Origin of the sequence: Bacillus cereus ATCC 14579 (assembly GCF_000007825.1) — a bacterium.
GTDB classification, from domain to species: Bacteria; Bacillota; Bacilli; order Bacillales; family Bacillaceae_G; genus Bacillus_A; species Bacillus_A cereus.
On sequence record NC_004722.1, the window covers coordinates 1,952,635 to 1,975,766 of the forward strand.

Below are 23,132 nucleotides of genomic sequence, written 5' to 3' on the forward strand. Positions count from 1 at the left end.
ATTCTTTGTAATTTTAATTGCAGCCGTTTCTATAATCGGGGGCATGTCTTATCAAACTGCTAAAAAGAATTTTGAATCACAAATTACGAGTAGTGCTAACGATAATATAAAAATATTAGATAATTTAATCAATCAAATGATTGAAGCAAAATTTAACGATGTGAATAACTTTGCACGAGTAATTCAAGGGAATATGTATCAAGGGGATAATCAGGATGAGCTAAGAAAGACATTATCTCAGTATATCAATTTGAATATAGATGTTGAACAAGTGTATGTTGCCGGTAATGATAAGAAATTTGTACAGGAACCAAATATACAAATGGCAGCAGATTATGATCCAACAACACGACCTTGGTATAAAGATGCAGTGGCAAAACAAGGTGGTATTGTTGTTAGCGAGCCATATAAGGCAAAAGGAAATGGACATATTGTCGTAACGATTGCAAAACAAACAGAAGATAAAAATGGGGTTGTTGCGCTAGATTTAAGTTTAGACAATTTATTAAAAACAACAAAGTTAATCAATATTGGTAAAAAAGGATATGCCTTCATTTTAGATGGAAAGCAAAAAATCATTGCTCATCCACAAGAAAAATCAGGGGATAAAGCAGCTGATTCTTGGGCAAAGAAAATTTATGAAGATAATCACGGTGCTTTTACATATTCTTATGGTGGTAGTGAAAAGAATATGGTATTTGCTACAAACGTAAAAACAGGTTGGAAAATTGGTGGGACGATGTACGCAACTGAAGTAATTGAAGCTGCTCAACCTGTATTTTATAATATGTTAATTGTTATGCTTATCTCATTAGTAGTAGGCGGGGCACTTATTTATTTTGTGACACTTTCAATTACGAAGCCTTTAAAGAGATTAGTTGTTACCTCTAAAGAAATAAGCGAAGGGGATTTAACGCAAACAATTGAAATCCATTCTAATGATGAAATCGGCCAACTTGCTAAAGGCTTTAATGAGATGACGAATTCGTTACGGACGTTAATTGGAAGAATTAACGATTCAGCTGGGCATGTTGCAGCGGCATCAGAAGAGCTAACTGCAAGTGTAAGGCAAGCAAGTGAAGCGACTGAGCAAATCACAATCGCAATGGATGAAATATCAAGTGGGGCAACGACGCAAACAACAAGCGTAGAAAATGGCGCTATGTTACTGTTTGATGTAACGGAAGGAATTCAACATGTAGCAAATAGTTCATCATCTATTAATACGGCTTCTGCACATACTCGTGAAAAAGCAGAAGATGGTGGGAAACTAGTAGGAAGAACAGTAAACCAGATGCAGTCTATTGCAGAATCGGTTTCACAATCAGATGCAGTTATACAATTACTAAATAATAAATCAAAACAAATTGGTGATATTTTAGAAGTAATTCAAAATATTGCAGATCAAACAAACCTTCTAGCTCTAAATGCGGCGATTGAAGCCGCAAGAGCCGGTGAGCATGGAAGAGGTTTCGCAATTGTTGCAGATGAAGTGCGTAAATTGGCAGAGCAGTCTAGCGTATCTTCTAGTGAAATTAGTAAATTAATATGTGAAATACAAGATGATATGGGTAAGACAGTCAAATCTATGAATCATGTAAATGAGGAAGTTCAATCTGGACTTGTTATCGCAAATGAAACGAAGCAAAACTTTGCTGAAATCTTACAATCTACAAATGAAATAGCTAATCAAATTAAGACGATGGTTGAAACGGCTAATGGAATGTCAAAAGGGGCAAATGAAGTATCTATTTCGGTAGGACAAATTGCAATGACAGCACAAAATAATGCGACAAGCACACAAAATGTTGCGGCTTCAGCTGAAGAACAGCTAGCTTCGATGGAGGAAATTGGATCTGCAGCAGGCACGTTATCTCAAATGGCTGAAGAGTTGCAAGGACTAATTGACAGATTTAAAGTCTAATAGAGAACAGACTACCTCTAGTAGCATTATGCCAATAGAGGGTAGTCTGTTTTATTGTGTAAAATCAAATGGAGATGTAAACTTCCTTTATGACGTTTAAAATGGTATTTTGCATAATGTTTGTCGAAAAATAGAGGTATTTGTTAGCTTTGTGTATAATTATTAACGTATAGAATACAAATAAAAGGAGAGTATTATGGGAGTGTATTGGGGGACAAAAAGACATTCTTGGCTTAGTTACGTCTCATTTTGGCTAAGTATTTCATTTTTTATTGTTTTTCTAATTGAAGTGTTTATATTAAAAACACTTTCGAATAGCTCGGTGCAAATTGTTAAATATTTTTATTTTATATTTGTACCAGTAAATATTTTTCTTAGTTTAAAGTTACTATTTAAGAAGAATGAAAAGAAAGCGTTACCTATTTTTAGTTTCATTGTCTCATTATTATTTGCAATTTTAATAATCGTATTAGTTTTAGCAGCTATAGGGAAGGTCTTTTGAGGGGAGTGGTATAAGTCACTCTCCTTTTTTATTTGTGGTAGTCTTACTATATATAAAAGTGTGAATGCTGTGAGCTAATAAAAGCAGAGAGTAGACAATATTTGCATGGATTAAAGTCTGTCGTTATTTGAACTTGTAAGAGTGTATGGAGTAATGAGGTAATATACATAATAATGGAGATAGAATTAGTTATTTTATAAGTATGTATGAAGCAAATGAATACGGTAAGAACGTTGATATATGGTACAATAGCTATGGATAGTGATAGAGATAAAGGGTATATAAAATACTCATCGTTTTTTAGTAAGAGAGGGGTTATCTTATGCTATACGAGGATTTGGAGACATTATTTCAAACAGCTCCGAAAGAAGATAGAGGCGGATGGAAATATATAATCCAAGAACAAAATAATACATTTAAAATTGTTGATGAAATACTGAAAAATCAAATGAGTGTCGAATTATATTTTAATGAATACGATGAGGTGAAAATCACTTTATATAAAGATGGAATTCCCATTACGACTATGCAAAGAATTGCGATTTCAAAAGTTGAATTAGACGAAGATGAAGAAGGTATTCAATTTGTTTTAGAGCGCATGCCTAGTCGAATGATTCGGTTGCAGTTAAAGCCATATTTAGCATTAGAAATGGGACCGTACTGGGAAGTATGTGATGATTGTGAATGAGCGTAAAAAAGCATCCAATAACATGGATGCTTTTTTATGTTTTTTGAAGTTGTTTAAACGCAATGATTGGCAGTATAACAATACTTACCCATCCGATGATAGGATATAGAATGTGAAGTAAGTCACTGTAACCGATGTAGCTAAAGCAATAACTAATTAGTAAAATGAAGAAAATAATATTGTTATTTTTCCACCCAGTAATAGATTGCATCTGTTTTGTCATTCCGAACACATTACCAACTAAAGTTGTGAAAACTTCACCGAAAATAATGAGAACGAAAAAGAAGTGAAAAGTTGCATTAAATCTTCTTATGACTTCAGCCATTGGGATGTTATATTGGTAAAATTGATCGACTGATAAGATTGCTAAATGGCTGCATAATAAAATTAAAGAAAGTCCAGCACCACCTAAAATCCCACCCCAAAAAATAGCTTTTCGGTCCTTTACTTCACTGGCTAATGGGACGAGAACACTTTGGGCGAGAGAAAGATTTAAGGCGACATATGTAATAGGGCTAGTAATCCATTTCATATTCCAGTTCTCTGCAGGAATAGTGTTATTAATGGAAGGTGTACCGTGAAAAAAGGTTGTAATAGCAAGTCCGATAATAAAAATCATCATAATAGGTACGACAAGTGTATTTACTTCAAAAACACCTTGTAATCCGCGGCTACTTATAATAAGACAAGCGATAACTGTAATAAGAATACCGAGTTGTCTTGGTAAGCGAAGTTGCTCTTCAAATACTGCACCAGCCCCTGATAACATAACGCTCGTTACGCCGAATAAAACGAGTAATAATAATGTGTTTACAACATTCCCAAATACATCCCCAAATAAATATTTGTTAAATTCTTGCGCTGAAAATGCCCCGATTTGTGATGAAAGTAACATCATCTTTGTGCCAAGCCAAATAAAAAAAAATCCACTTACACATATGCCAATGGTCCCGTATAATCCATTCACTGTGAAAAATTCAACAATTTCTCGTCCAGTAGCAAATCCAGCTCCAACGACAGTTCCGATATAAGTAGCGGCTACTTTCTTTGCTACTTGCCATTGTTGATTGTCCATGTTATCCCTCTTTCTACTATGATGAGCTTGATGTACTATTATGCATATGTATGAGCTTGGACAATTAGACGTATGAAGTGTTTGAAAAAATACATGAATTTAATGATATTAGGGAAGCATTAAAGGTGTTAAAACTTTGTTACATATAAGCCAATTGTTCGAAAGGAAAGGGAATGTATGGTAAAATGTAATTGGGTTATTAAAAGATAAACATTACAAAATGATAAGAGGAGTGATTGTATGAGTACGAAAACAAATGTTGTTGAAGTATTAAACAAGCAGGTAGCAAACTGGAATGTGTTATATGTTAAACTACATAATTATCACTGGTATGTGACAGGGCCACACTTCTTTACATTACATGAGAAATTTGAAGAGTTTTATAATGAGGCTGGAACGTATATTGATGAGTTAGCAGAACGTATTTTAGCTTTAGAAGGTAAACCATTAGCGACAATGAAAGAATATCTCGCAACATCTAGTGTCAGCGAAGGGACAAGCAAAGAATCTGCAGAAGAAATGGTGCAAACATTAGTGAATGATTATTCTGCACTTATTCAAGAATTAAAAGAAGGTATGGAAGTTGCAGGTGAAGCTGGTGATGAAACATCAGCTGACATGCTGTTAGCAATTCATACAACATTAGAACAGCATGTATGGATGCTAAGTGCATTCTTAAAATAACGATAAATATAATAGAAACCCATTGAAAAATTATTTCAATGGGTTTTTTTATGATTTTTCAGTTTTCTTTTATGCTATAATATAGTAAAAAGGAGGCGATGCGATGTTTCGCTTTTTCAGAACTGGAAAAGAAGAACGGGAAATTACGAAAGATGAATTAGAACAAGCGATGGCTCAGTTTTTAGAAACGAATGCTAATATCGTTTATACAGTATTAGTAAATGAAGATTATACAGTAAATTATGATTTGTTAAAACCGTATTTACCTGCATTTCCAACAAATGATTTTCTCATAACGAAGGAAACGCTTGAGGTATTTGAACATACAGCAGAAAATTTAAGCCTAGTGAAAGAAATTGATGTCGTACAAAAAGCAGTAGACCAATACGTAACAGAAAAAGAAATGTTCCCAATTGTTGAAGGTAGCGAAGATCGCCTCATATGCGGAATGAAGCTAGGACCTTACTTAAATCGTAGCTTAAAAAGAGACTTATATATTTCAGAAAAACATTATTTAGTTTCAAGTAAACCAGATAGAAAAAAACAAAAGAGCGGGTAGATGTAATGAAAACAACAATACATATATTGTTGTCTTTTTTTGTTTTTTAAAATATTGATTTTTCAGTCTATTATTATTTATACTAAATGTATTGGACAGGGAAGAGTAACTATTAAGCATCATTTTGAGAATAAGGTATTGTTAGCGTGGGTTATACAAAGTGGTATAAAGATTCGCAAAAAATATTATAAAAGGTTTCGGGGGAATTGGTACATGAAAAATAGCATGACTTACATTCAATTATTAAATGAAACGTTACGTTGTTATGCAAATAAAGGAAGTTTTGAAGCGTACAATTATATAATGGAAAACGCTACAGGTGTAATAGGGAATGAGGCGCAAATATATAATTTTAAGTATGCACTCGCAAGTGCATCGGGACTTGAAAAAGAAGCATTACATTTAATGAGAGAGGCCATTATAGAAAAGGGATTCTGGTATGGAAATGAGTATTTAATTTCCGACGAAGATTTAAAATCACTACATAAATTTGAAGAATTTCATACAATGGTGCAATTATGTAATGAAAGAGAAGAATTAGCACATAAAAAGGAAAGACCAGATGTGAAATATATATACAGCAAGAAAGAAGGAAATCTACTACTTACATTGCACGGTGACCAAGAAAATATTCAAATAGTAGAGCCATATTGGAAATCAGTTTTGACACAAGATTACACGTTAGCTTTACCACAGTCTTCACAAATTCAGTTTTCAGATGGATTTGTTTGGGATGATATAGAGAGAGGGAAAGAAGAATTAAAAGGGCATTACAATAAGTTTATAGAAAACCATACAGTAGAAAATGTAATCATTGGTGGTTTTTCTGCAGGGGCAAGAGTAGCTTTATATACGATTTTGCAAAAAGATATAGAGGTTGATGGTTTTGTTTTTATGGCACCATGGCTTCCCGAGATTGAAGAATGGGATGAGTTGCTAAGAGTGCTGCAGGATAAACATATAAAAGGATATATAGTATGCGGGGATCAAGATGAAGATTGTTTCGAATCCACGCAGCAATTTGTACAACTATTAAGAGAGAAGAATATAGAACATAAGTATAAAGTTGTGCCTGACTTAGATCATGATTATCCTATTAACTTTGAAGAGCTATTAAAAGAAGCTATTGAATATATAGGAAATGAAAACAATAAGTAGTAAGAAAAAGAGATGCATCATATGTGATGCATCTCTTTTTAGAATTATAAATTAAAAGCATTTGCTAATAAGCGATAAGACTTTAATTTATGTTCAAATTGATGAGTAATCGTGACAATCATAAATTCGTCAGTATTGTATGCTTTGCTTAAGTTTATTATTTTTTCTTTTACAGAAGACGGATCACCAACAATCATACGTTGACGATTTTCTTTTATACGGAATAAATCATAAGCGCTGTATGAATAATTTTGAGCAGTTTCAATAGAAGGTGTACCAGTAGTTCGTTTTCCTTGCTCTAATAATAAGATTGATAAATCTAAACTAGAAGCAATTTTTTCCGCTTCTTCATTTGTTTCTCCGCATATAACAAAGATGGCAACGATTGAATTAGGCTTATCTCCTAAAAATGAAGGCTGATATTGTTCTTGGTAAGCCCTCATAACTTCAGGGCCTCCGAAGCCGTTAATAAATTGTGCAAATGCGAAAGAAGCTCCGTTGTTTGCAGCAATTTTAGCGCTCTCTCCGCTAGAACCGAGCATCCACATTTCAGGAGACGTTGGGATAACTGGAGTGGCTTTTAAGTTTGCATAGTGATGGTTTTCTGGTACTTGATCATGTAAGTACATTGCAACGTCTGCAATTTGTTCTGGATATTGATCAAGTGAGACCATTTTCCCTTCTTGAAGTGCGCGAGTTGCTATTGGCATACCACCAGGAGCTCTACCAACACCGAGATCGATGCGGTTCGGATACAATGCTTCTAGAACACGGAAATTCTCAGCAACTTTATATGGGCTATAATGCGGTAACATAACACCACCTGAACCGACTCTAATACGGTCCGTTTTAGCGGCAATATGAGAAATAAGTATTTCTGGACTTGAACCAGCTAAGCTTACGGAATTATGATGTTCGGATACCCAAAAACGTGTGAATCCGAGTTTTTCAACTTCTTGTGCAAGCGTAACTGTATGTGAAAAAGCTTGGGCTGCTGTGCTACCATCTGAAATAGGTGATTGGTCTAATACACTTAACTTGATCATAGAATATACCTCTCAATCTTAATGTACATCCTATTATATATTTACTTATGAAAAATGCGTAGTGAAATGCTCAAAATGAAAAGCGGATAATCTTATTTCCGCTTTTAACGAGAAAATCCGCGTTCATAATGATTCATTTCGACTAGATTTAAAATATATTCATAGTTGTCAATTTCACGTTTTAGTTGTTCACGTTCTTTTTCAGATAGTGTCATATTGCTAAGTTTTTTACATAAGTTTTGTTTCTTTAATTCTAAATGCTTTTTTGTAGCGTGGTAATCATAAGTATGTTTCATTTTTTAGTCACTCCTTCGTTGCGGTTGTTATATTATACGAGGCATAAAGAAATATGAAATCTGTCTCTTATGTACTTTTAGTGAATATTCAAATTGCAATGGTGTTATGTTTATGGGGATTTATGAATAAAATGCACTAAACCACTAACGTCCATTTGATGAAGTAAGGGGTGGAATTGTGCAGAAAGATATAATGTATAACACTGAAATGGATGAAGCGTTAAAAGTTATAGATAAAGGATTGAATAAGACGACAAGCCCAAAACAGATTATTGTAGTGGGAGCTGGTATGGCTGGGTTAGTTTCAGCCTCTTTATTAAAGGCTGCAGGACATGATGTGAAAATTTTTGAAGCAAATAACCGGGTAGGTGGCCGTATAGAAACGGTTAGAATGGAAGATACCGGATTATATTTAGATGTTGGAGCAATGAGGATTCCATATTCGCATACATTAACGATGACATATATAAGAAAATTTGGGCTACAGGTGAGACCTTTTATTAATAGGAATGAGACGGATATTATATACGTAAATGGACGGAAAACGACGTTAAAACAATATGAAAAAGATCCAAGTATTCTAAGATATCCTGTGGAAATGAATGAAGTTGGAAAAACGTCAGAGGAATTATTATTGTTAGCGGTACAGCCCATTATAAATTTTATAAAAAAGAACCCAGAAAAAAATTGGGACGTTGTAGTAAAGGATTTTGGAAGATACTCTACGGGGCAATTTTTAAAGTATCATCCTTATGAGTATAATACTTACTTTTCGCCAGTAACAATTGAGATGATTGGTGTTCTATTAGATTTAGAAGGTTTTTTGGAACGATCGTTTGTAGAGACTTTACGCTTTCTATACATTATGCAAGAGGAGAGCGGATTTTGTGAAATTGTGGGCGGGAACGATAGATTGCCAAAGTCATTTTTACCGCAATTAGAAGAGAATATTATATATAATCAAAAATTAATGAAGCTACATCAACACGATAATGGTGTGACAGCTTTCTATCGGAACGAGGAAACTTTTGAATATAGTAGTATTACAGGAGATTTAGTTATTGTTACCATTCCGTTTTCGACAATGCGTTTTGTAGAAGTAGATCCGTTTGATTCTATATCTCATGAAAAATGGAAAGCAATTCGTGAATTACATTATATGCCTGCGACGAAAATAGGAATTCAATTTAAAAGCCGATTTTGGGAAGAACAAGGACAATTAGGCGGCAGAATTATAACAGATTTGCCAATTCGTTATGCCTATTATCCAAGTTATGGAATTGGGCAGAAAGGACCGGCTATGATGTTAGGTAGCTATACATGGTCTTATGACGCGTTGTTATGGGATGGTTTATCAAAAGGTGATCGTATTTATTACGCATTACACAACTTAGCAACAATATTAGGTGGTCAAGTGTATGATGAGTTCATATCTGGAATATCAAAAAGCTGGACATTGGATCCGTATGCGCTTGGAGGATTTGCACTTTTTCAAGCAGGTCAAGAATCTGAGTTGCAACCAGCGATTGTCAAACCAGAGGGGAGAATATTCTTCGCTGGAGATCATACAACGCTATATCACGGATGGATTCAAGGTGCGATTGAATCTGGAATTCGTGTAGCGGTGGAAGTGAATGAGTAAAAGGTTTTCAATTCAGAAAATTCTTTACTATATAACTTGAGATGGATATTATTATATATAAAAGAAATATAGGGAGTGTTTACAGTGAATCCGTTATTATTCGATTTTCCTTCTGAATTTTATACTGACAGGCTTTTTATTCGAATGCCGAAACCAGGAGATGGTAAAGTTGTATATGATGCAATTCAGGCTTCAATACAAGAACTAAAACCTTGGATGGTGTTTGCACAAAAAGAGCAAACAGAGCAAGAAGTAGAAGAAAGTATTAGAAAATCACATATTCAATTTTTGCAACGTGAGGATTTAAGATTACTAGTATTTTCGAAAGAAACAGGTGAATTTATTGCTTCAGCCGGATTGCATCGTATTAATTGGGATATACCTCAATTTGAAATCGGATATTGGATTGATACAAGGTTTAGCGGAAAAGGCTATATGGTAGAGGCTGCGAAAGGTATAACGGATTACGCTTTTTCTGAATTGAAAGCAAACCGTGTAGAAATTCGTTGTGATTCTTTAAATAAGAAGAGTAGAGCGATACCTGAGAAATTAGGTTTTAAGTTAGAAGGTACGTTAGAAAGTGCGAGTGTTGCGGTAGATGGAAACGGATTAAGGGATATGTGTGTATTTGCCATGACTAGAAATACATATGAAAAAGAAGAGCTGTAAGAAAATAGCTCTTCTTTTTATGCATTATGGTACAGGATGTCCATTAGAGCTTTCGAAAATTGTAAACCATTGTTGACGGTCTAAGTTAACTTTTGTAGCAAGAGCGGCAGTTTTTACGCGATCTAATTTACCAGAGCCAACGATTGGCATCATATTAGCTGGATGAGCAAGTAACCAAGCATACATAACCGTATCGATATTAGAAACACCTAGCTCAGTAGCAACTTTTTGCACAGTTTCGCGTACACGTACAGCACGTTCTGATTGACCAGTAAAGATCTCACCACCAGCAAGAGGTGACCAAATCATTGGATTGATTCGTTTTTCTTGGCATAAGTCAATTGTTCCTTTTTCAAAATGCTCAAGCTGCAATGCAGAAACTTCAATTTGGTTCGTAATAAGTGGAAAATCTAAGTACGAATTTAACATATTAAATTGTGAAGGTAAGAAGTTAGATACACCGAAGTGACGAACTTTTCCTTCTTGTTTTAATTGTGAAAAGGCTTTTGCCACTTCATTTGGATCCATAAAAGGATCGGGACGATGAATAAGTAATACGTCAATATAATCTGTATGTAAATTTTTAAGTGATGCTTCTACACTTTGCATAATATGCTCTGTACTAGTATTGTAGTGAGCAACATATCGTTCTGGAAATTTCGGTGATGGGGGAGCGATTCCACACTTTGTAATAATTTGCATGTTTTCTCGTAAGGAAGGCTTTAATTGTAAAGCTTCGCCAAATAACCCTTCACACGTATATGCGCCGTAAATATCAGCGTGATCAAAAGTAGTAATTCCCATATCCATACAATCTTCAATGAAAGAAAGTAATTCTTGTTTTGTCATATTCCATTCTGCTAAACGCCAAAATCCTTGAATAATACGAGAAAATTCTAGCGTTTCAGCCATTTGAACTCGCTCCATTATAAGTACCCCCTTGATGAATAATAATGTTTTGAAAAGGCTTTCTTACTACATATTATTATATAGTTAATTAGGTGTACAGACAATAAATATGTTTTGCTACAAAAACGATTTTCTCTATATGTTATAATGTAGAAACATATAGCTATAAGGAGATGTACGAAATGATTCCAGTAACAATATTAACTGGTTTTCTTGGATCGGGGAAAACGACATTATTAAATCGTATTTTATCAGAAAATCACGGTAAGAAATTAGCGGTGATTGTAAATGAAATAGGGCAAATTGGCATTGATAATCAGTTGATTATGAATGTGGAAGAAGAAATTATGGAAATGACAAATGGCTGTTTATGCTGTACTGTACGTGAAGACTTACTTGTTGCTTTAAAACAGTTATTGGACGTAAAAGCAGAAGGGAAAATGGATTTTGATGGTTTAGTAATTGAAACGACTGGCCTTGCAAATCCAGGCCCGATTATTCAAACATTCTTTTTAGATCCAGTCATCCAATCTGCTTACCAAATTAACGGTGTTGTAACGGTGGTAGATAGTTATCATATACATAAACATTTTGAAAAAGGATTAGAAGCAAAAGAGCAAATTGCGTTTGCTGATGTTGTTTTAGTAAATAAATTAGATTTAATTGAAGAGAATGAGAAAGAAAATCTCTTGCATGAAATTCAAGGAATTAACCCGACTGCAAAGTTAATTGAGGCGACTAACTGTGAGGTAGATATACCATCTTTATTACAAATCCAAACGTTTAAAACGAAAGATACGTTGCAAATTTACCCTCATAAAGAACATAACCACTTAGAAGGTGTGAAATCATTTGTATTACGTGAAGAACGTCCGCTGGATTTACAAAAGCTTAATGAGTGGATGTCAGCTGTCGTGCAAGAGCTAGGGGAATATTTATATCGTTACAAAGGAATTTTATCGATAGACGGAGTAGATAAACGTATCGTTTTCCAAGGTGTACATACGTTATTTGCTGCTTCGTACGATAGAGAGTGGCAAGAGGGCGAAGAGCGAGTAAGTGAAGTAGTTTTTATCGGAAGAGATATTAATAAAGAGTGGTTCCAAGAACATTTCGAGGAGTGTGTGAAATAAGTCTGCGTAAATTGTAGGCTTATTTTTTATGAGTATTCTATTAGATTGCAAAACAGAATTAAATAAGGGGAAGAAACTAAAAATTGATGACTGTATAATAAAAAGCCTGTTTTCACAGGCTTGTATTTTCGTCTATTAGTAACTCCATTACAACACCTACAACTGGACCTTCATCATCAATATCCCCATTTAAGCGGAAACCAAATGATTCATACAGTCCCATTGCAAGTTTGTTGTCTGGATGTAAACTTAAGTAAATTATTTTACATTCAAATTTTTCTTGTAAGAATTGAATAAGTAAGCGAAGGAAACGTTTTGCGTATCCTTTTCCTTGATATTGTTGGTCAATCATAAAGCGATCGAGCCATACACTTTTATGTTTTACTGAATACCATCCATACATTGCGTATCCTACAAGTGTTTCGCTATCATATAAACCTACTGACGTTCCGTTTCCTTCATATAATGATTCTGCTAAAGAAAACGCGTTACTTTCAATAAATTGTTGCTGATCTTTTGCGACGTCTAAAGCAACTACTGAACGCCAATTTTTTGCTGTTACTTCACAAATGTGAAGATTCATAATTCCAACTCACCTTCTAAATTAATATAGCTTTCAAGCTAATATGGATAATTTTACTTGTTATTTTGGTCAAGTCAAGGATAAATACATAAAAAGGCAGCTGAATAACAGATTCAGCTGCCTAGAAAATATAATGGATTAGTTTGTTGCTTCTTTCAATGTATTTACGTTTTCTTCCATTAAAGTGAAGTAATCTTTATTATTTTTTGCATCATCTTCAGAAATAGTAGCTAAGTGATTTAAGCGTAAAACTTTTGTACCAGTTTCTTTTTGAATTACGGATGCTACTTTTGGAGTAGAGAACGTTTCGAATAAAATATATTTTAGATTATGTTCTTTTACTGTTTTTGTAATGTCAGCAAGCTGCTTTTGAGATGGTTCATCAGAAGCTGAAATTCCAGCGATAGGAATTTGTTTTAGGCCGTATCGTTGTTCCCAGTAACCATAGGCAGCATGAGAAACTAAAATTTCTTTCGTTTTTGCGTTGGCTACAGCTGCCTTAAATCCATCGTCTAAATCAGTAAATTTAGTTTGAAGTGCTGCAAAGTTTTTTTCGAATTCTTTTTTATGTTCAGGTTGTAATTCTACAAGTGCATTTTTAATTTTTTCTGCTTGTTTCATTGCTAGAGTAGGATCTAACCAAACATGTGGGTCTTTATCGTGATGATGTTCATCTTCTTTATGGCCATCTCCATGATCATGATGCTCTTCTTCAGTAGAAGCACGAAGCTCAATACCTTTAGATGCATTTACAATTTTAACATTTTCTTTTTGTAATGTTTTTTCCATTTTTTCAGCAAATGGTTCTAATTCAGCGCCGTTATAAACAAATAAATCGGCTTTTGCAACTTGTACTGTTTGTTTTTGACTTGGTTCAAATGTATGTGAATCTGCACCAGGTGGGTAAATTGCTTCAACATTTACATAGTCGCCACCAATTTTCTTTGCGAAATCAGCAAGTGGGAAAATCGTTGTATAAACTGTTAGCTTTCCATCTTTCTTGGCATTACTTTCTTTTTTATTTGAGCAGCCAGCGAAAATTAAGGTGAAAATAAGTAAGAATGAAAATATAGTCAATCTTTTAGGCATGAAGTTCTCCTCTTTTCTTTTTTACGGATATATTTTCCCCAATTATAGAAGAAAAATATCATTTTAATACAAAACGGAATAATTACGTTTTAGTTTGCGAACTTAGTATAATACATCTTTAATAAAGTTGCAATAAATAATAATCATTCCGATTTGTTTTTGTTATAAATTTGTCAAATATAGGTGTATTATTTTTGCAAATGCATGCATATGTGACAACGCTGTTTTCATATATTGAAAAGGAGGTAAAGAGGGGGATGAGCGCTTGGGTTACTTAATGGAAGCTATTTTATTAATATTAGCGGTAGTATTGCCATTATCTTTCGTATTAATTTTTTTAAGAAGATTAATAAGTAATTTAGGGGACGCTACAACAATAACGAAATTACAAGAGAGAGATGAGAAAAAAGAGTGAGTAAAGCACTATGCGTACGCATAGTGTTTTACTTGTGGTAAAATAAGAGCAGGAAACTCCTAAAGGTTGTATTTTACTGAAGGAGAGAAAAGTAAAATAAGAGGTATATGCATATATGAATAAGCGAACAGCGTTAATACTTGGTGCAAGTGGTTTAGTTGGACAAGAGATAACGCGTCTATTATTTGAATCAGATTACTACGATTCGGTTACTATTTTTGTAAGAGAGCCAATGCAATTGCAACATGAGAAGTTACAGCAGAAACAAGTTGATTTTTCGGTATTAGAGGAATATAAAGAGTTCTTTGCTGTGGATGATGTTTTTAGTTGCTTAGGAACAACAATAAAAAAAGCAAAAACAAAAGCAAATTTTAAAAAAGTAGATTATGAATATACGTTACGAGCTGCTTGTTTAGCTGAAAAACAAGGGGTACAAAATTTCCTTGTCGTGTCTTCTATGGGAGCGAATCCTAAATCATTTTTCTTTTATTCACAAGTAAAAGGGAAAATGGAAGAAGAATTGCAAAAGTTAGTGATCGGTGGTATTCACATTTTTAGACCATCATTATTAGTAGGAAATCGACAAGAATTTCGTTTCGGCGAACAAATGGCTGAAAAGTTATCTCGTATTATTCCTTTTATTTTTAAAGGGGCTTTCAAAAAGTATAAACCAATTTCAGCTAAAGATGTGGCGAAAGGTATGTATATAACCGCGCTGCGAGAAGAATCGGGTATCCATACTTATAATTCAAATGAAATTACAACGATAGAATAAATAAAACCGAGAAGAATGACTTCTCGGTTTTATTTATTCGTATGAATTTTTCCTGGTGCTCGCTTATATTGGTGAGGTTCTTGCAATTCAAAGCCAAGTTCATTGGCCGCTATTCTTGGGAAGTACGGATTGCGAAGTAACTCACGTCCGATAAAAATTAAATCTGCTTCGTTATTATTTAAAATTTGCTCTGCTTGTGACCCAGTCGTAATCAATCCCACTGCACCAGTTGCAATGTTAGTATGCTCTTTAATATGTTTGGCGTATTGTACTTGGTAACCAGGATACACATCAATATGTGCTGGTACAACTGCACCAGAACTACAATCGATTAAATCTATTCCCTGTTCTTTCATCCACTTTGTATACTGAACGTAATCTTGAACCGTTAGCCCGTCAGGGTGATAATCATTTGCTGAAATACGAACGAATATTGGTCCGTCCCAAACTTCATTTACAGAGTCGATAATTTCGCGTAAGAAACGATAGCGGTTTTCAGGTGAGCCGCCGTATTTATCCGTTCGTTTATTAGTAAGTGGTGATAGGAATTCATTGATAAGGTAACCGTGAGCGCCATGTAATTCGATAACATCAAATCCGGCTTGTTTTGAACGTAACGCGGCCCTCTGAAAAGCTAATATAGTCTCTTTGATTTGCTGTATATTCATTTCTACTGGTATCTTCATCTTATCATTAAAAGGAATTGCAGAAGGAGCGAAAGCATTCGTATCTAATTCAGCTTTTCTTCCGGCGTGAGCGAGTTGAATGGCAGCTTTTGCGCCGTTATCATGTATAAAAGTAGTCGTTTTATGTAAGCCTTCAATTAGGTTGTCATCCCAAATACCTAAGTCGTTGTTAGAAATTCGTCCTTCAGCTAACACCGCAGTTGCTTCAACCATAACTAAACCTACTTGGCCAGCAGCGCGAGTTCCATAATGAATGAGATGAAAATTCGTAACGCGGCCATCCTCATTCCCCGATGAATACATACACATAGGCGACATAACGATACGATTTTTTAGTGTAACGTTCTTAATTGTATAAGGTGAAAAAAGCTTGGAATTCATCAAATAGCCTCCTTGATTGAATTTTCTTATATTTTACCATTCTCTTTTTTGTTTCTCTAATAAAACGCTTATACGAAAAATTTTGTATATTCGTGTTACAATGACTAATATGAACTGAATTGGAGGATGGCATATGTACCAGGCTTATTATGAAAGCGAAGTAGGTTTGCTTGAAATTACAGCGAATCAAGAAGGAATTACGTCTGTTATATTTGTTGATGAACGACAAGAAGAAAATAAAAATGAAATGATAGAACAATGTATAAATGAGTTAGATGAATATTTTAAAGGGAAAAGAAAAGAGTTTACGGTCCCGCTGTCTGCGGAGGGAACAGCATTTCAAAAAAATGTATGGGATGCACTTTATACTATTCCATACGGCGTAAGTGCTTCATATTTAGATATTGCAGAGAAAGTTGGAAATATAAAAGCTGTACGGGCAATAGGAGGGGCAAATAGTCGGAATCCAATTTCAATAATTGTTCCATGTCACCGTGTAATAGGATAGAGTGGAAAGCTTGTTGGATATGCTGGTGGTTTATGGAGGAAAGAGTGGTTATTAAAACACGAAGGTATTTTGAAATGACGTATGGATGGGAAGAGGGATTGTTTTGAAATGTATAAATTGTGGGCAACCTTGCGAGGAGGAACAGTTAAATTGTGCAAGTTGTCAGCGAAACTTGGATAATGAACAAGAGGAAGGTAGCTCTTTAATAGATAAAGAACTGGAAGTATATGTAGGGAGACAATATCCGTATTACAAAAGGAAATGGGATCTTGAGAATAAGCGGATTGCTAGGTGGAGCTGGAATGGTTGGGCTGCTATTTTCAATATAGGCTGGCTAGGATATCGTAAGTATTATGTACCAGCTGCTTTATTTATGTTGTTATTAGTAGCGTGTGATGCATTTTCGTATTATATGGGATTTAATGTAGCGTTGCCAATTATTAATATGGTGCCTCTTACGTTTTTATTACTCATTTTTATTCTGTTTGGAATGGGGATTTTTGCAAATGGATTATACTATCAATTTGTGGAAAGACGTATATACCGAATAAAAGCAAGAGAAATAAAAGATAAATCAGTTGAAAACTATCTAATCAATGATAGCGGCGGAACGAGCAAAATGGGAGCGACAATTGTTACTATTTTAGCAGTTGCTAGCATATTTTTTAGCCATTTCTTTTTTCCGACTGATCGAGACGTTATTCAAAAGGTTCGTACAAGCTCGCTTTATGAATATCCTTTCTTTTCAATAGGTGAATCTTTCGAAAATTATTTTCAAAATTCAGGTTGGATATATTATCGTGGAACGGAAGGGTTAGAATTAGTAGAATTCCAAGGGTATAACACCGGAACGCCAAGACAAAAGGTGAAGATTCAATTTGTTGTCGATTATAAATTAGGTGAAGTGGAACCATACTCACTTATGGTTAATGGTGAATCTAAAACTGAAGAAGAGTTTTTGAAGCTGATGGAAGAAATATTTAAAGTTCAAAATCCATTTGATATAGAGGATGGATTACAAGTAAATGCTATTCAAGAAAGCGGCTGGAAAGAAATTTCCGATCGCTTTTTTCTATGTTTGTTAAAATAAATATTTAAAATAATCAGAATCTTTTGTATAATGAAATATATTATATAGGATTTAACTTATACATATAGATTGGGGGAAGGAAGAATGAAGAGAAAGACAACAACAATTGCTGCACTTGCGTTAACGACGAGTGTATTGGTTGCAGGATGTGGGAATGGTGAGAAGGCTTCGACAACGAAGAAAGAATCGAATAAGGGAATGGCCGATAAACAAGTTTTAAATTTGCTAGAAACAGCTGAAATTCCTTCAATGGATACATCTAAATCAACAGATTCTGTATCTTTCCGTGTATTTGTAAATGCAATGGAAGGTTTATATCGTCTAGATAAAGATAATAAACCAACACCAGGTATGGCAAAAGATGTGAAGATTAGTGAAGATAAAAAGACATATACATTTGAATTACGTGATGCGAAATGGTCAAATGGTGATCCAGTTCGAGCACAAGATTTTGTATATGCATGGCAACGTACATTAGATAAAGCATTAGCGGCAGAATATGCATTCATTTTATTTGATGTGAAAAATGCACAGAAAGTAAATAAAGGTGAATTACCAGCAGATCAATTGGGTGTTAAAGCGAAGGATGATAAAACGTTGGTAGTAGAATTAGAGCAACCAGCACCTTATTTTCTTGAGCTTACGTCGTTCCCTACATTTTTCCCATTAAATGAAAAATATGTGAAAGAGCAAGGAGATAAATACGGATTAGAAGCAGATAAATTATTATATAATGGACCATTTACAATGAGTCAATGGAAACATGAACAAAATTATCAGTTGAAGAAAAATCCTAATTATTGGGATAAAGATACTGTAAAATTAGACGAAATTAATGTAAGTATTGTGAAGGAAACAAGCACGGGAGTAAATTTATATGATAGTGATCAAGCAGATCGAGTTATTTTAACTTCTGAATTTGTTGATAAATATAAAAAGAATAAGCCAGATGAATTTAAAACGAAGTTAGATCCACGCATATATTTCTTACGTTTTAACCAAAAAAATGCAACATTTAAAAACCAAAAAGTACGTGAAGCGATTGATTTAGCATACGATAAAAAAGGAATTGCTGATGTCATTCTAAATGACGGTTCATTGCCAGCATATTTCTTAGTACCTGAAAAATTCACGACAGGTCCGGATGGAAAAGATTTCCGCTCTGTAAATAAAAACTTCCGTGATAGTAAAGATAATGCAGAGAAAGCAAAAAAATTATGGGAAGAAGCGAAGAAAGAGCTTGGTCAAGATACAATTACGGTTGAATTACTAAACGATGATAACGGTAGCCGTAAAAAAGTGGGCGACTTTATTAAGGAAGAACTAGAGAAAAACTTGCCTGGTATTAAAGTGAATTTGAAACAGCAACCATACAAGCAGAAGCTAGATTTAGAAAAGAAATTCCAATATGAATTCTCATTATCTGCATGGAGTCCTGATTATCCGGATCCAATGACTTATATTGATATGTTTGTTACTGGAAGCTCATTTAATGAAATGGATTATTCTAATCCGAAGTATGATGATTTAGTAGCGAAATCAAAAGGAGAGCTATTAAAAGATGATAAAGCACGCTGGAATGCACTTGCGGAAGCTGAAAAAATCTTAATTGGTCAAGACGCAGCAATTTCTCCTACGTACCAACAAAGTACAGCTTATTTAGAGAAGCCGTTTGTAAAAGGCATTGCTAACCATACGTTTGGTGGGGACTTCAGTTATAAATGGGCATATATTACAAAAAAATAGTATAATGAAAGGTGAGTGAATTTTCGCTCATCTTTTATTTGTATAAGGAGGAATTATAGTTGTTAAGGGGAATCAATCATATTTGTTTTTCGGTATCTAATTTAGAAAACTCTATTATGTTTTATGAAAAAGTATTAGAAGGAGAATTATTAGTTAAAGGAAGAAAATTGGCTTATTTTAACATATGTGGAGTATGGATAGCGCTTAATGAAGAGACGCATATTCCGAGAAATGAGGTTCATCAATCTTATACGCACATTGCATTTTCTGTTGAACAAGAAGACTTTAAATGTCTAATACAGCGATTAGAAGAAAATGATGTTCATATTTTACAAGGAAGAGAACGTGATGTAAGAGATTGCGAATCTATATACTTTGTTGATCCTGACGGTCATAAATTTGAGTTTCACTCAGGGACACTGCAAGACCGTTTAAATTATTATAGAGATGAGAAACCTCATATGACATTTTATTAGGGAGGGATAGCATTTGCATGCACTTGTAATTGGTGGAACAGGAATGCTAAAGAAAGTTTCTATGTGGCTTTGTGAGAAAGGATTTTATGTTTCTATTATCGGGCGAGATGAAGTGAAATTAGAAAATGTTAAGCGAATGAGTTCTGCACCAGAAAATATTACATGCCTTTCGTTAGATTATCATAATGATGAAGATGTAAAGCTAGCTATTAAAAGTACAATTAAGAAAAATGGCCCAATCACATTAGTTGTTGCATGGGTACACACAAGTGCAAAGCATGTACTATCAAATATTTGTAAAGAACTAGATTTGTCGTCTAAAACATATAGTTTATTTCATATTTTAGGTAGTAAAGCATCACGTATGCCTGCACAAAAAATAGGGAGTACGCGATGTATTTATCATAGAATTATTTTAGGTTTTATTTTAGAAGATACATATGGAAGATGGCTTACGCATGAAGAGATAGCTGATGGAGTTATAAAAGGGATTGAAAGTAAACGAGCGGAGTGGATTGTAGGGAGAGTTGAACCGTGGGAATTACGACCAACATGGTGAGGGGGAGTAAGAAATGAAAACAACTATATATGTAACAAGGCATGGTGAAACAGAGTGGAATGTAGCGAAGCGAATGCAGGGACGGAAAAATTCTGCTTTAACTGAAAATGGTATAGTTCAGGCGAAACAATTAGGGAATCGAATGAAAGATTTACCAATCCATGCGATCTATAGTAGTCCGAGCGAAAGAACGCTTCATACGGCAGAGTTAATAAAGGGGGAACGTGATATACCGATTATAGCGGATGAGCATTTCTATGAAATCAACATGGGTATATGGGAAGGACAAACAATCGCGGATATAGAAAAGCAATTTCCAGAAGAAGTACATCTGTTTTGGAATGAGCCACATCTTTTTCAGTCAACATCAGGCGAAAATTTTGAGGCCGTTTATGAAAGAGTAATTGAAGGGATGCAGCTTCTTTTAGAGAAGCATAAAGGACAAAACATATTGATTGTTTCTCATGCGGCAGCAGCAAAATTACTTGTAGGGCATTTCGCGGGAATTGAAATAGAAAATGTGTGGGATGATCCATTTATGCATAGTGCCAGTTTGAGCATAATAGAATTTGAAGAGGGTATTGGTAAAGTGAAACAATTTGCAGATATAAGTCACTTTCAATAAATGTAAAAAAGGCCGCAAAACGGCCTTTTTTGGGTGGTATAAAAACTAGCAGTTACGTTTTTTATACCAGAAGTGATCAAATTTCTTATTTTTGCAAGATGGGAATTTATGTCCGCCTTTGCAATCATTCCATTTGTGTCCGCTATCGTGACAGTCTTTACCATGATCACATGAATCATCGCAAGAGCCACCGTGTCCGTGAGGGAAGAATTCGCATTTTTTACAGAAACTTCGTTTTGTCCAGAAAAATTTCTTTTCAAAGCGTATGCATTTTGTAATGAATGTACAATGTTTTCTGCGAGTACGTTTTGTAACTAATACGCATTCTTTTCTACGCGTTACTTTCGTAACGAACGTCCATTTTTGAACACGTACACGTGTACATTTCGTAACAAATGTCCATTTTTTTACGTGCGTACATTTTGTAACGAACGTACAATGTTTCACTCGAGTACATCTTGTTCTTGGACATTTACCCCGAGTTGTACATTTACATCCAGTTGTACAATGATGATGAGTGAATTTATCATCATCGCATTCAAAAGTACTTGGATCTTGGTGTAAGAAATCCTCCATCCCAGCACTTTTGATTTCTTCAACAGCTTTTCTAATATCACGTTTCATAGAAATCCTCCTTATCATGTATTAAAGTGAAAAGGTATTCTTTTTCCTTAACATGATATGTATGTAGGCATCTTTCTGAACAGGACAAGAGTGTAATTTTATATAAATAGATGATTGCGGATGTATGGACAAGACAAGGCGCATACATTGAATGAAGAGAACTGAGAAGGGATGAGAAAACATGCTGCCTTCATATGATTTTTTTGTTCATCCAATGTACTTAGTGGAATTGAAAAAGGACATTTGGTCAGATAGTCCAGTGCCAGCAAAATTAACTTATGGAAAAAAGAAGTATGATATTGATATCGTATACCGAGGAGCTCATATTCGCGAATTTGAGAAAAAGTCTTATCATGTTATGTTTTATAAGCCTAAAAAATTTCAAGGTGCGAAAGAGTTTCATTTGAATTCGGAGTTTATGGATCCGTCTCTCATACGAAATAAATTATCTTTAGATTTTTTTCATGATATTGGTGTACTTTCGCCAAAATCACAACATGTATTTATAAAAATTAATGGTCAAATTCAAGGTGTGTATTTACAGTTAGAATCGGTTGATGAAAATTTTTTGAAAAATAGAGGATTACCGAGTGGTTCTATTTATTATGCGATAGATGATGATGCGAATTTTTCATTAATGAGTGAACGAGATAAAGATGTTAAGACAGAGCTCTTTGCGGGTTATGAATTTAAATATTCGAATAAAAATAGTGAAGAACAACTGAGTGAATTTGTATTTCAAGCGAATACTTTGACGAGGGAAGCCTATGAAAAAGAAATTGGGAAGTTTCTACATGTAGATAAATATTTACGATGGTTAGCAGGAGTTATTTTTACGCAAAACTTTGATGGTTTCGTTCATAACTATGCACTATATCATAACGATGAAACAAATTTATTTGAAGTTATACCGTGGGATTATGATGCGACTTGGGGGCGAGATGTACAAGGGAGACCACTTAATCATGAATATATTCGCATTCAAGGGTATAATACGTTAAGTGCAAGATTGCTAGACATACCTGTATTTAGAAAGCAGTATCGAAGTATTTTGGAAGAAATATTAGAAAATCAATTCACAGTTTCGTTTATGAGGCCGAAAGTAGAAGGGTTGTGTGAATTGATTCGCCCATATTTACTACAAGATCCATACATGAAAGAAAAATTAGAAACATTTGATCAAGAGGCTGATATGATTTATGAATATATAAATAAAAGAAGAAAGTATATACAAGACCACTTACATGAATTAGATTAATTTTGAAAGAGATTGAAACGTTATCAATCTCT

General features: G+C 34.4%; 25 protein-coding genes and 2 pseudogenes. 19 read left to right on the forward strand and 8 right to left on the reverse strand.

Annotated elements, in window-relative coordinates:
- Positions 1–43: 43 nt before the first annotated feature.
- The 4 genes and pseudogenes from BC_RS28420 to BC_RS10040 all read left to right on the forward strand — a co-directional run.
- A pseudogene (locus BC_RS28420) lies at positions 44–982 on the forward strand (HAMP domain-containing protein); the annotation flags it as partial.
- A gap of 123 nt (positions 983–1,105) precedes the next feature.
- Entirely contained in the window at positions 1,106–1,924 is an 819-nt protein-coding gene (locus tag BC_RS28425; RefSeq protein ID WP_406741423.1) for a methyl-accepting chemotaxis protein, read from the forward strand.
- Between the two features lie 196 nt (positions 1,925–2,120).
- Complete coding sequence (locus tag BC_RS10035) at positions 2,121–2,426, forward strand: hypothetical protein (RefSeq protein ID WP_000539569.1); 306 nt, start codon at positions 2,121–2,123, stop codon at positions 2,424–2,426.
- A gap of 322 nt (positions 2,427–2,748) precedes the next feature.
- Positions 2,749–3,114: a DUF3979 family protein gene (locus BC_RS10040; protein WP_000965068.1), complete on the forward strand. Its 366-nt coding sequence runs from the start codon at positions 2,749–2,751 to the stop codon at positions 3,112–3,114.
- A 34-nt stretch (positions 3,115–3,148) separates the two neighbouring features.
- On the opposite strand, the gene BC_RS10045 is transcribed toward BC_RS10040, so the two are convergent.
- Positions 3,149–4,189 carry a YkvI family membrane protein gene (locus BC_RS10045; RefSeq protein WP_000370204.1) on the reverse strand — a complete coding sequence of 347 codons (1,041 nt, stop codon included), beginning with the start codon at positions 4,187–4,189 and terminating at the stop codon, positions 3,149–3,151.
- Between the two features lie 240 nt (positions 4,190–4,429).
- Here BC_RS10045 and BC_RS10050 point away from each other — a divergent pair, with 240 nt between their 5' ends.
- From BC_RS10050 to BC_RS10060, 3 genes are all read left to right on the forward strand, one after another.
- The gene (locus tag BC_RS10050; RefSeq protein ID WP_000105199.1) at positions 4,430–4,873 is read left to right on the forward strand and encodes a Dps family protein; all 444 of its coding nucleotides are present in this window, start codon (positions 4,430–4,432) and stop codon (positions 4,871–4,873) included.
- A 103-nt stretch (positions 4,874–4,976) separates the two neighbouring features.
- Positions 4,977–5,432, forward strand: a complete 456-nt coding sequence (locus BC_RS10055) for a DUF3939 domain-containing protein (protein WP_000488210.1) — start codon at positions 4,977–4,979, stop codon at positions 5,430–5,432.
- Between the two features lie 213 nt (positions 5,433–5,645).
- Positions 5,646–6,590, forward strand: coding sequence for an alpha/beta hydrolase (locus tag BC_RS10060; RefSeq protein ID WP_000798324.1), 945 nt, complete (start codon positions 5,646–5,648; stop codon positions 6,588–6,590).
- A 44-nt stretch (positions 6,591–6,634) separates the two neighbouring features.
- On the opposite strand, the gene BC_RS10065 is transcribed toward BC_RS10060, so the two are convergent.
- A complete protein-coding gene (locus tag BC_RS10065) occupies positions 6,635–7,636 on the reverse strand; it encodes an LLM class flavin-dependent oxidoreductase (protein WP_000594045.1) in 1,002 nt (333 codons plus the stop codon).
- 104 nt (positions 7,637–7,740) lie between these two features.
- Positions 7,741–7,932 (reverse strand): DUF3896 domain-containing protein, encoded by a 192-nt coding sequence (locus tag BC_RS10070; RefSeq protein WP_000683368.1) that lies wholly within the window; start codon positions 7,930–7,932, stop codon positions 7,741–7,743.
- A gap of 178 nt (positions 7,933–8,110) precedes the next feature.
- Between BC_RS10070 and BC_RS10075 the strand changes: the two genes are divergently transcribed.
- Positions 8,111–9,574 carry a flavin monoamine oxidase family protein gene (locus BC_RS10075; protein ID WP_001168129.1) on the forward strand — a complete coding sequence of 488 codons (1,464 nt, stop codon included), beginning with the start codon at positions 8,111–8,113 and terminating at the stop codon, positions 9,572–9,574.
- Between the two features lie 84 nt (positions 9,575–9,658).
- On the forward strand, positions 9,659–10,243 hold the full coding sequence (locus BC_RS10080) for a GNAT family N-acetyltransferase (RefSeq protein ID WP_001068750.1): 585 nt from the start codon (positions 9,659–9,661) through the stop codon (positions 10,241–10,243).
- A gap of 24 nt (positions 10,244–10,267) precedes the next feature.
- Here BC_RS10080 and BC_RS10085 read toward each other — a convergent pair whose 3' ends face one another.
- The gene (locus BC_RS10085) at positions 10,268–11,170 is read right to left on the reverse strand and encodes an aldo/keto reductase (protein ID WP_000442783.1); all 903 of its coding nucleotides are present in this window, start codon (positions 11,168–11,170) and stop codon (positions 10,268–10,270) included.
- Between the two features lie 164 nt (positions 11,171–11,334).
- Here BC_RS10085 and BC_RS10090 point away from each other — a divergent pair, with 164 nt between their 5' ends.
- Positions 11,335–12,285, forward strand: a complete 951-nt coding sequence (locus tag BC_RS10090; RefSeq protein WP_000613422.1) for a CobW family GTP-binding protein — start codon at positions 11,335–11,337, stop codon at positions 12,283–12,285.
- Between the two features lie 112 nt (positions 12,286–12,397).
- Here the strand turns inward: BC_RS10090 and BC_RS10095 are convergent, their stop codons facing one another.
- Both BC_RS10095 and BC_RS10100 read right to left on the reverse strand, forming a co-directional pair.
- Positions 12,398–12,868, reverse strand: coding sequence for a GNAT family N-acetyltransferase (locus BC_RS10095; protein ID WP_001048682.1), 471 nt, complete (start codon positions 12,866–12,868; stop codon positions 12,398–12,400).
- Positions 12,869–13,006: 138 nt separating this feature from the next.
- The gene (locus BC_RS10100; RefSeq protein ID WP_001126148.1) at positions 13,007–13,957 is read right to left on the reverse strand and encodes a metal ABC transporter substrate-binding protein; all 951 of its coding nucleotides are present in this window, start codon (positions 13,955–13,957) and stop codon (positions 13,007–13,009) included.
- A 265-nt stretch (positions 13,958–14,222) separates the two neighbouring features.
- Between BC_RS10100 and BC_RS27635 the strand changes: the two genes are divergently transcribed.
- The gene (locus BC_RS27635) at positions 14,223–14,372 is read left to right on the forward strand and encodes a hypothetical protein (protein WP_000540932.1); all 150 of its coding nucleotides are present in this window, start codon (positions 14,223–14,225) and stop codon (positions 14,370–14,372) included.
- A 115-nt stretch (positions 14,373–14,487) separates the two neighbouring features.
- On the forward strand, positions 14,488–15,147 hold the full coding sequence (locus tag BC_RS10105; RefSeq protein WP_001042729.1) for an oxidoreductase: 660 nt from the start codon (positions 14,488–14,490) through the stop codon (positions 15,145–15,147).
- A 29-nt stretch (positions 15,148–15,176) separates the two neighbouring features.
- Here BC_RS10105 and namA read toward each other — a convergent pair whose 3' ends face one another.
- Complete coding sequence (namA, locus tag BC_RS10110; protein ID WP_001086174.1) at positions 15,177–16,214, reverse strand: NADPH dehydrogenase NamA; 1,038 nt, start codon at positions 16,212–16,214, stop codon at positions 15,177–15,179.
- A 133-nt stretch (positions 16,215–16,347) separates the two neighbouring features.
- Between namA and BC_RS10115 the strand changes: the two are divergent.
- From BC_RS10115 to BC_RS10140, 6 genes and pseudogenes are all read left to right on the forward strand, one after another.
- Positions 16,348–16,800 (forward strand): annotated as a pseudogene (locus tag BC_RS10115) (methylated-DNA--[protein]-cysteine S-methyltransferase).
- 7 nt (positions 16,801–16,807) lie between these two features.
- Entirely contained in the window at positions 16,808–17,812 is a 1,005-nt protein-coding gene (locus BC_RS10120; RefSeq protein ID WP_002195426.1) for a DUF2628 domain-containing protein, read from the forward strand.
- An 84-nt stretch (positions 17,813–17,896) separates the two neighbouring features.
- Entirely contained in the window at positions 17,897–19,558 is a 1,662-nt protein-coding gene (locus tag BC_RS10125; RefSeq protein WP_000824276.1) for a peptide ABC transporter substrate-binding protein, read from the forward strand.
- A 59-nt stretch (positions 19,559–19,617) separates the two neighbouring features.
- Positions 19,618–20,034, forward strand: a complete 417-nt coding sequence (gene fosB, locus BC_RS10130; protein ID WP_000943772.1) for a FosBx1 family fosfomycin resistance bacillithiol transferase — start codon at positions 19,618–19,620, stop codon at positions 20,032–20,034.
- Between the two features lie 13 nt (positions 20,035–20,047).
- The gene (locus BC_RS10135; RefSeq protein WP_000543121.1) at positions 20,048–20,593 is read left to right on the forward strand and encodes a short-chain dehydrogenase; all 546 of its coding nucleotides are present in this window, start codon (positions 20,048–20,050) and stop codon (positions 20,591–20,593) included.
- Positions 20,594–20,606: 13 nt separating this feature from the next.
- Positions 20,607–21,218, forward strand: a complete 612-nt coding sequence (locus BC_RS10140; protein ID WP_000858827.1) for a phosphoserine phosphatase 1 — start codon at positions 20,607–20,609, stop codon at positions 21,216–21,218.
- A gap of 45 nt (positions 21,219–21,263) precedes the next feature.
- On the opposite strand, the gene exsB is transcribed toward BC_RS10140, so the two are convergent.
- Positions 21,264–21,842, reverse strand: a complete 579-nt coding sequence (exsB, locus tag BC_RS10145) for an exosporium protein ExsB (protein ID WP_000817499.1) — start codon at positions 21,840–21,842, stop codon at positions 21,264–21,266.
- Positions 21,843–22,023: 181 nt separating this feature from the next.
- Between exsB and cotH the strand changes: the two genes are divergently transcribed.
- Complete coding sequence (gene cotH, locus BC_RS10150; protein ID WP_000938001.1) at positions 22,024–23,100, forward strand: spore coat protein CotH; 1,077 nt, start codon at positions 22,024–22,026, stop codon at positions 23,098–23,100.
- The last annotated feature ends 32 nt before the right edge of the window (positions 23,101–23,132 follow it).

Coding starts and splice junctions, on each gene's coding strand:
- BC_RS28425 (WP_406741423.1), top strand. CDS start 1,106: ATGGATGAAATATCAAGTGGGGCAACGACGCAAACAACAAGCGTAGAA.
- BC_RS10035 (WP_000539569.1), top strand. CDS start 2,121: ATGGGAGTGTATTGGGGGACAAAAAGACATTCTTGGCTTAGTTACGTC.
- BC_RS10040 (WP_000965068.1), top strand. CDS start 2,749: ATGCTATACGAGGATTTGGAGACATTATTTCAAACAGCTCCGAAAGAA.
- BC_RS10045 (WP_000370204.1), bottom strand. CDS start 4,189: ATGGACAATCAACAATGGCAAGTAGCAAAGAAAGTAGCCGCTACTTAT.
- BC_RS10050 (WP_000105199.1), top strand. CDS start 4,430: ATGAGTACGAAAACAAATGTTGTTGAAGTATTAAACAAGCAGGTAGCA.
- BC_RS10055 (WP_000488210.1), top strand. CDS start 4,977: ATGTTTCGCTTTTTCAGAACTGGAAAAGAAGAACGGGAAATTACGAAA.
- BC_RS10060 (WP_000798324.1), top strand. CDS start 5,646: ATGAAAAATAGCATGACTTACATTCAATTATTAAATGAAACGTTACGT.
- BC_RS10065 (WP_000594045.1), bottom strand. CDS start 7,636: ATGATCAAGTTAAGTGTATTAGACCAATCACCTATTTCAGATGGTAGC.
- BC_RS10070 (WP_000683368.1), bottom strand. CDS start 7,932: ATGAAACATACTTATGATTACCACGCTACAAAAAAGCATTTAGAATTA.
- BC_RS10085 (WP_000442783.1), bottom strand. CDS start 11,170: ATGGAGCGAGTTCAAATGGCTGAAACGCTAGAATTTTCTCGTATTATT.
- BC_RS10090 (WP_000613422.1), top strand. CDS start 11,335: ATGATTCCAGTAACAATATTAACTGGTTTTCTTGGATCGGGGAAAACG.
- BC_RS10095 (WP_001048682.1), bottom strand. CDS start 12,868: ATGAATCTTCACATTTGTGAAGTAACAGCAAAAAATTGGCGTTCAGTA.
- BC_RS10100 (WP_001126148.1), bottom strand. CDS start 13,957: ATGCCTAAAAGATTGACTATATTTTCATTCTTACTTATTTTCACCTTA.
- BC_RS10105 (WP_001042729.1), top strand. CDS start 14,488: ATGAATAAGCGAACAGCGTTAATACTTGGTGCAAGTGGTTTAGTTGGA.
- namA (WP_001086174.1), bottom strand. CDS start 16,214: ATGAATTCCAAGCTTTTTTCACCTTATACAATTAAGAACGTTACACTA.
- BC_RS10120 (WP_002195426.1), top strand. CDS start 16,808: ATGGGAAGAGGGATTGTTTTGAAATGTATAAATTGTGGGCAACCTTGC.
- BC_RS10125 (WP_000824276.1), top strand. CDS start 17,897: ATGAAGAGAAAGACAACAACAATTGCTGCACTTGCGTTAACGACGAGT.
- BC_RS10140 (WP_000858827.1), top strand. CDS start 20,607: ATGAAAACAACTATATATGTAACAAGGCATGGTGAAACAGAGTGGAAT.
- exsB (WP_000817499.1), bottom strand. CDS start 21,842: ATGAAACGTGATATTAGAAAAGCTGTTGAAGAAATCAAAAGTGCTGGG.
- cotH (WP_000938001.1), top strand. CDS start 22,024: ATGCTGCCTTCATATGATTTTTTTGTTCATCCAATGTACTTAGTGGAA.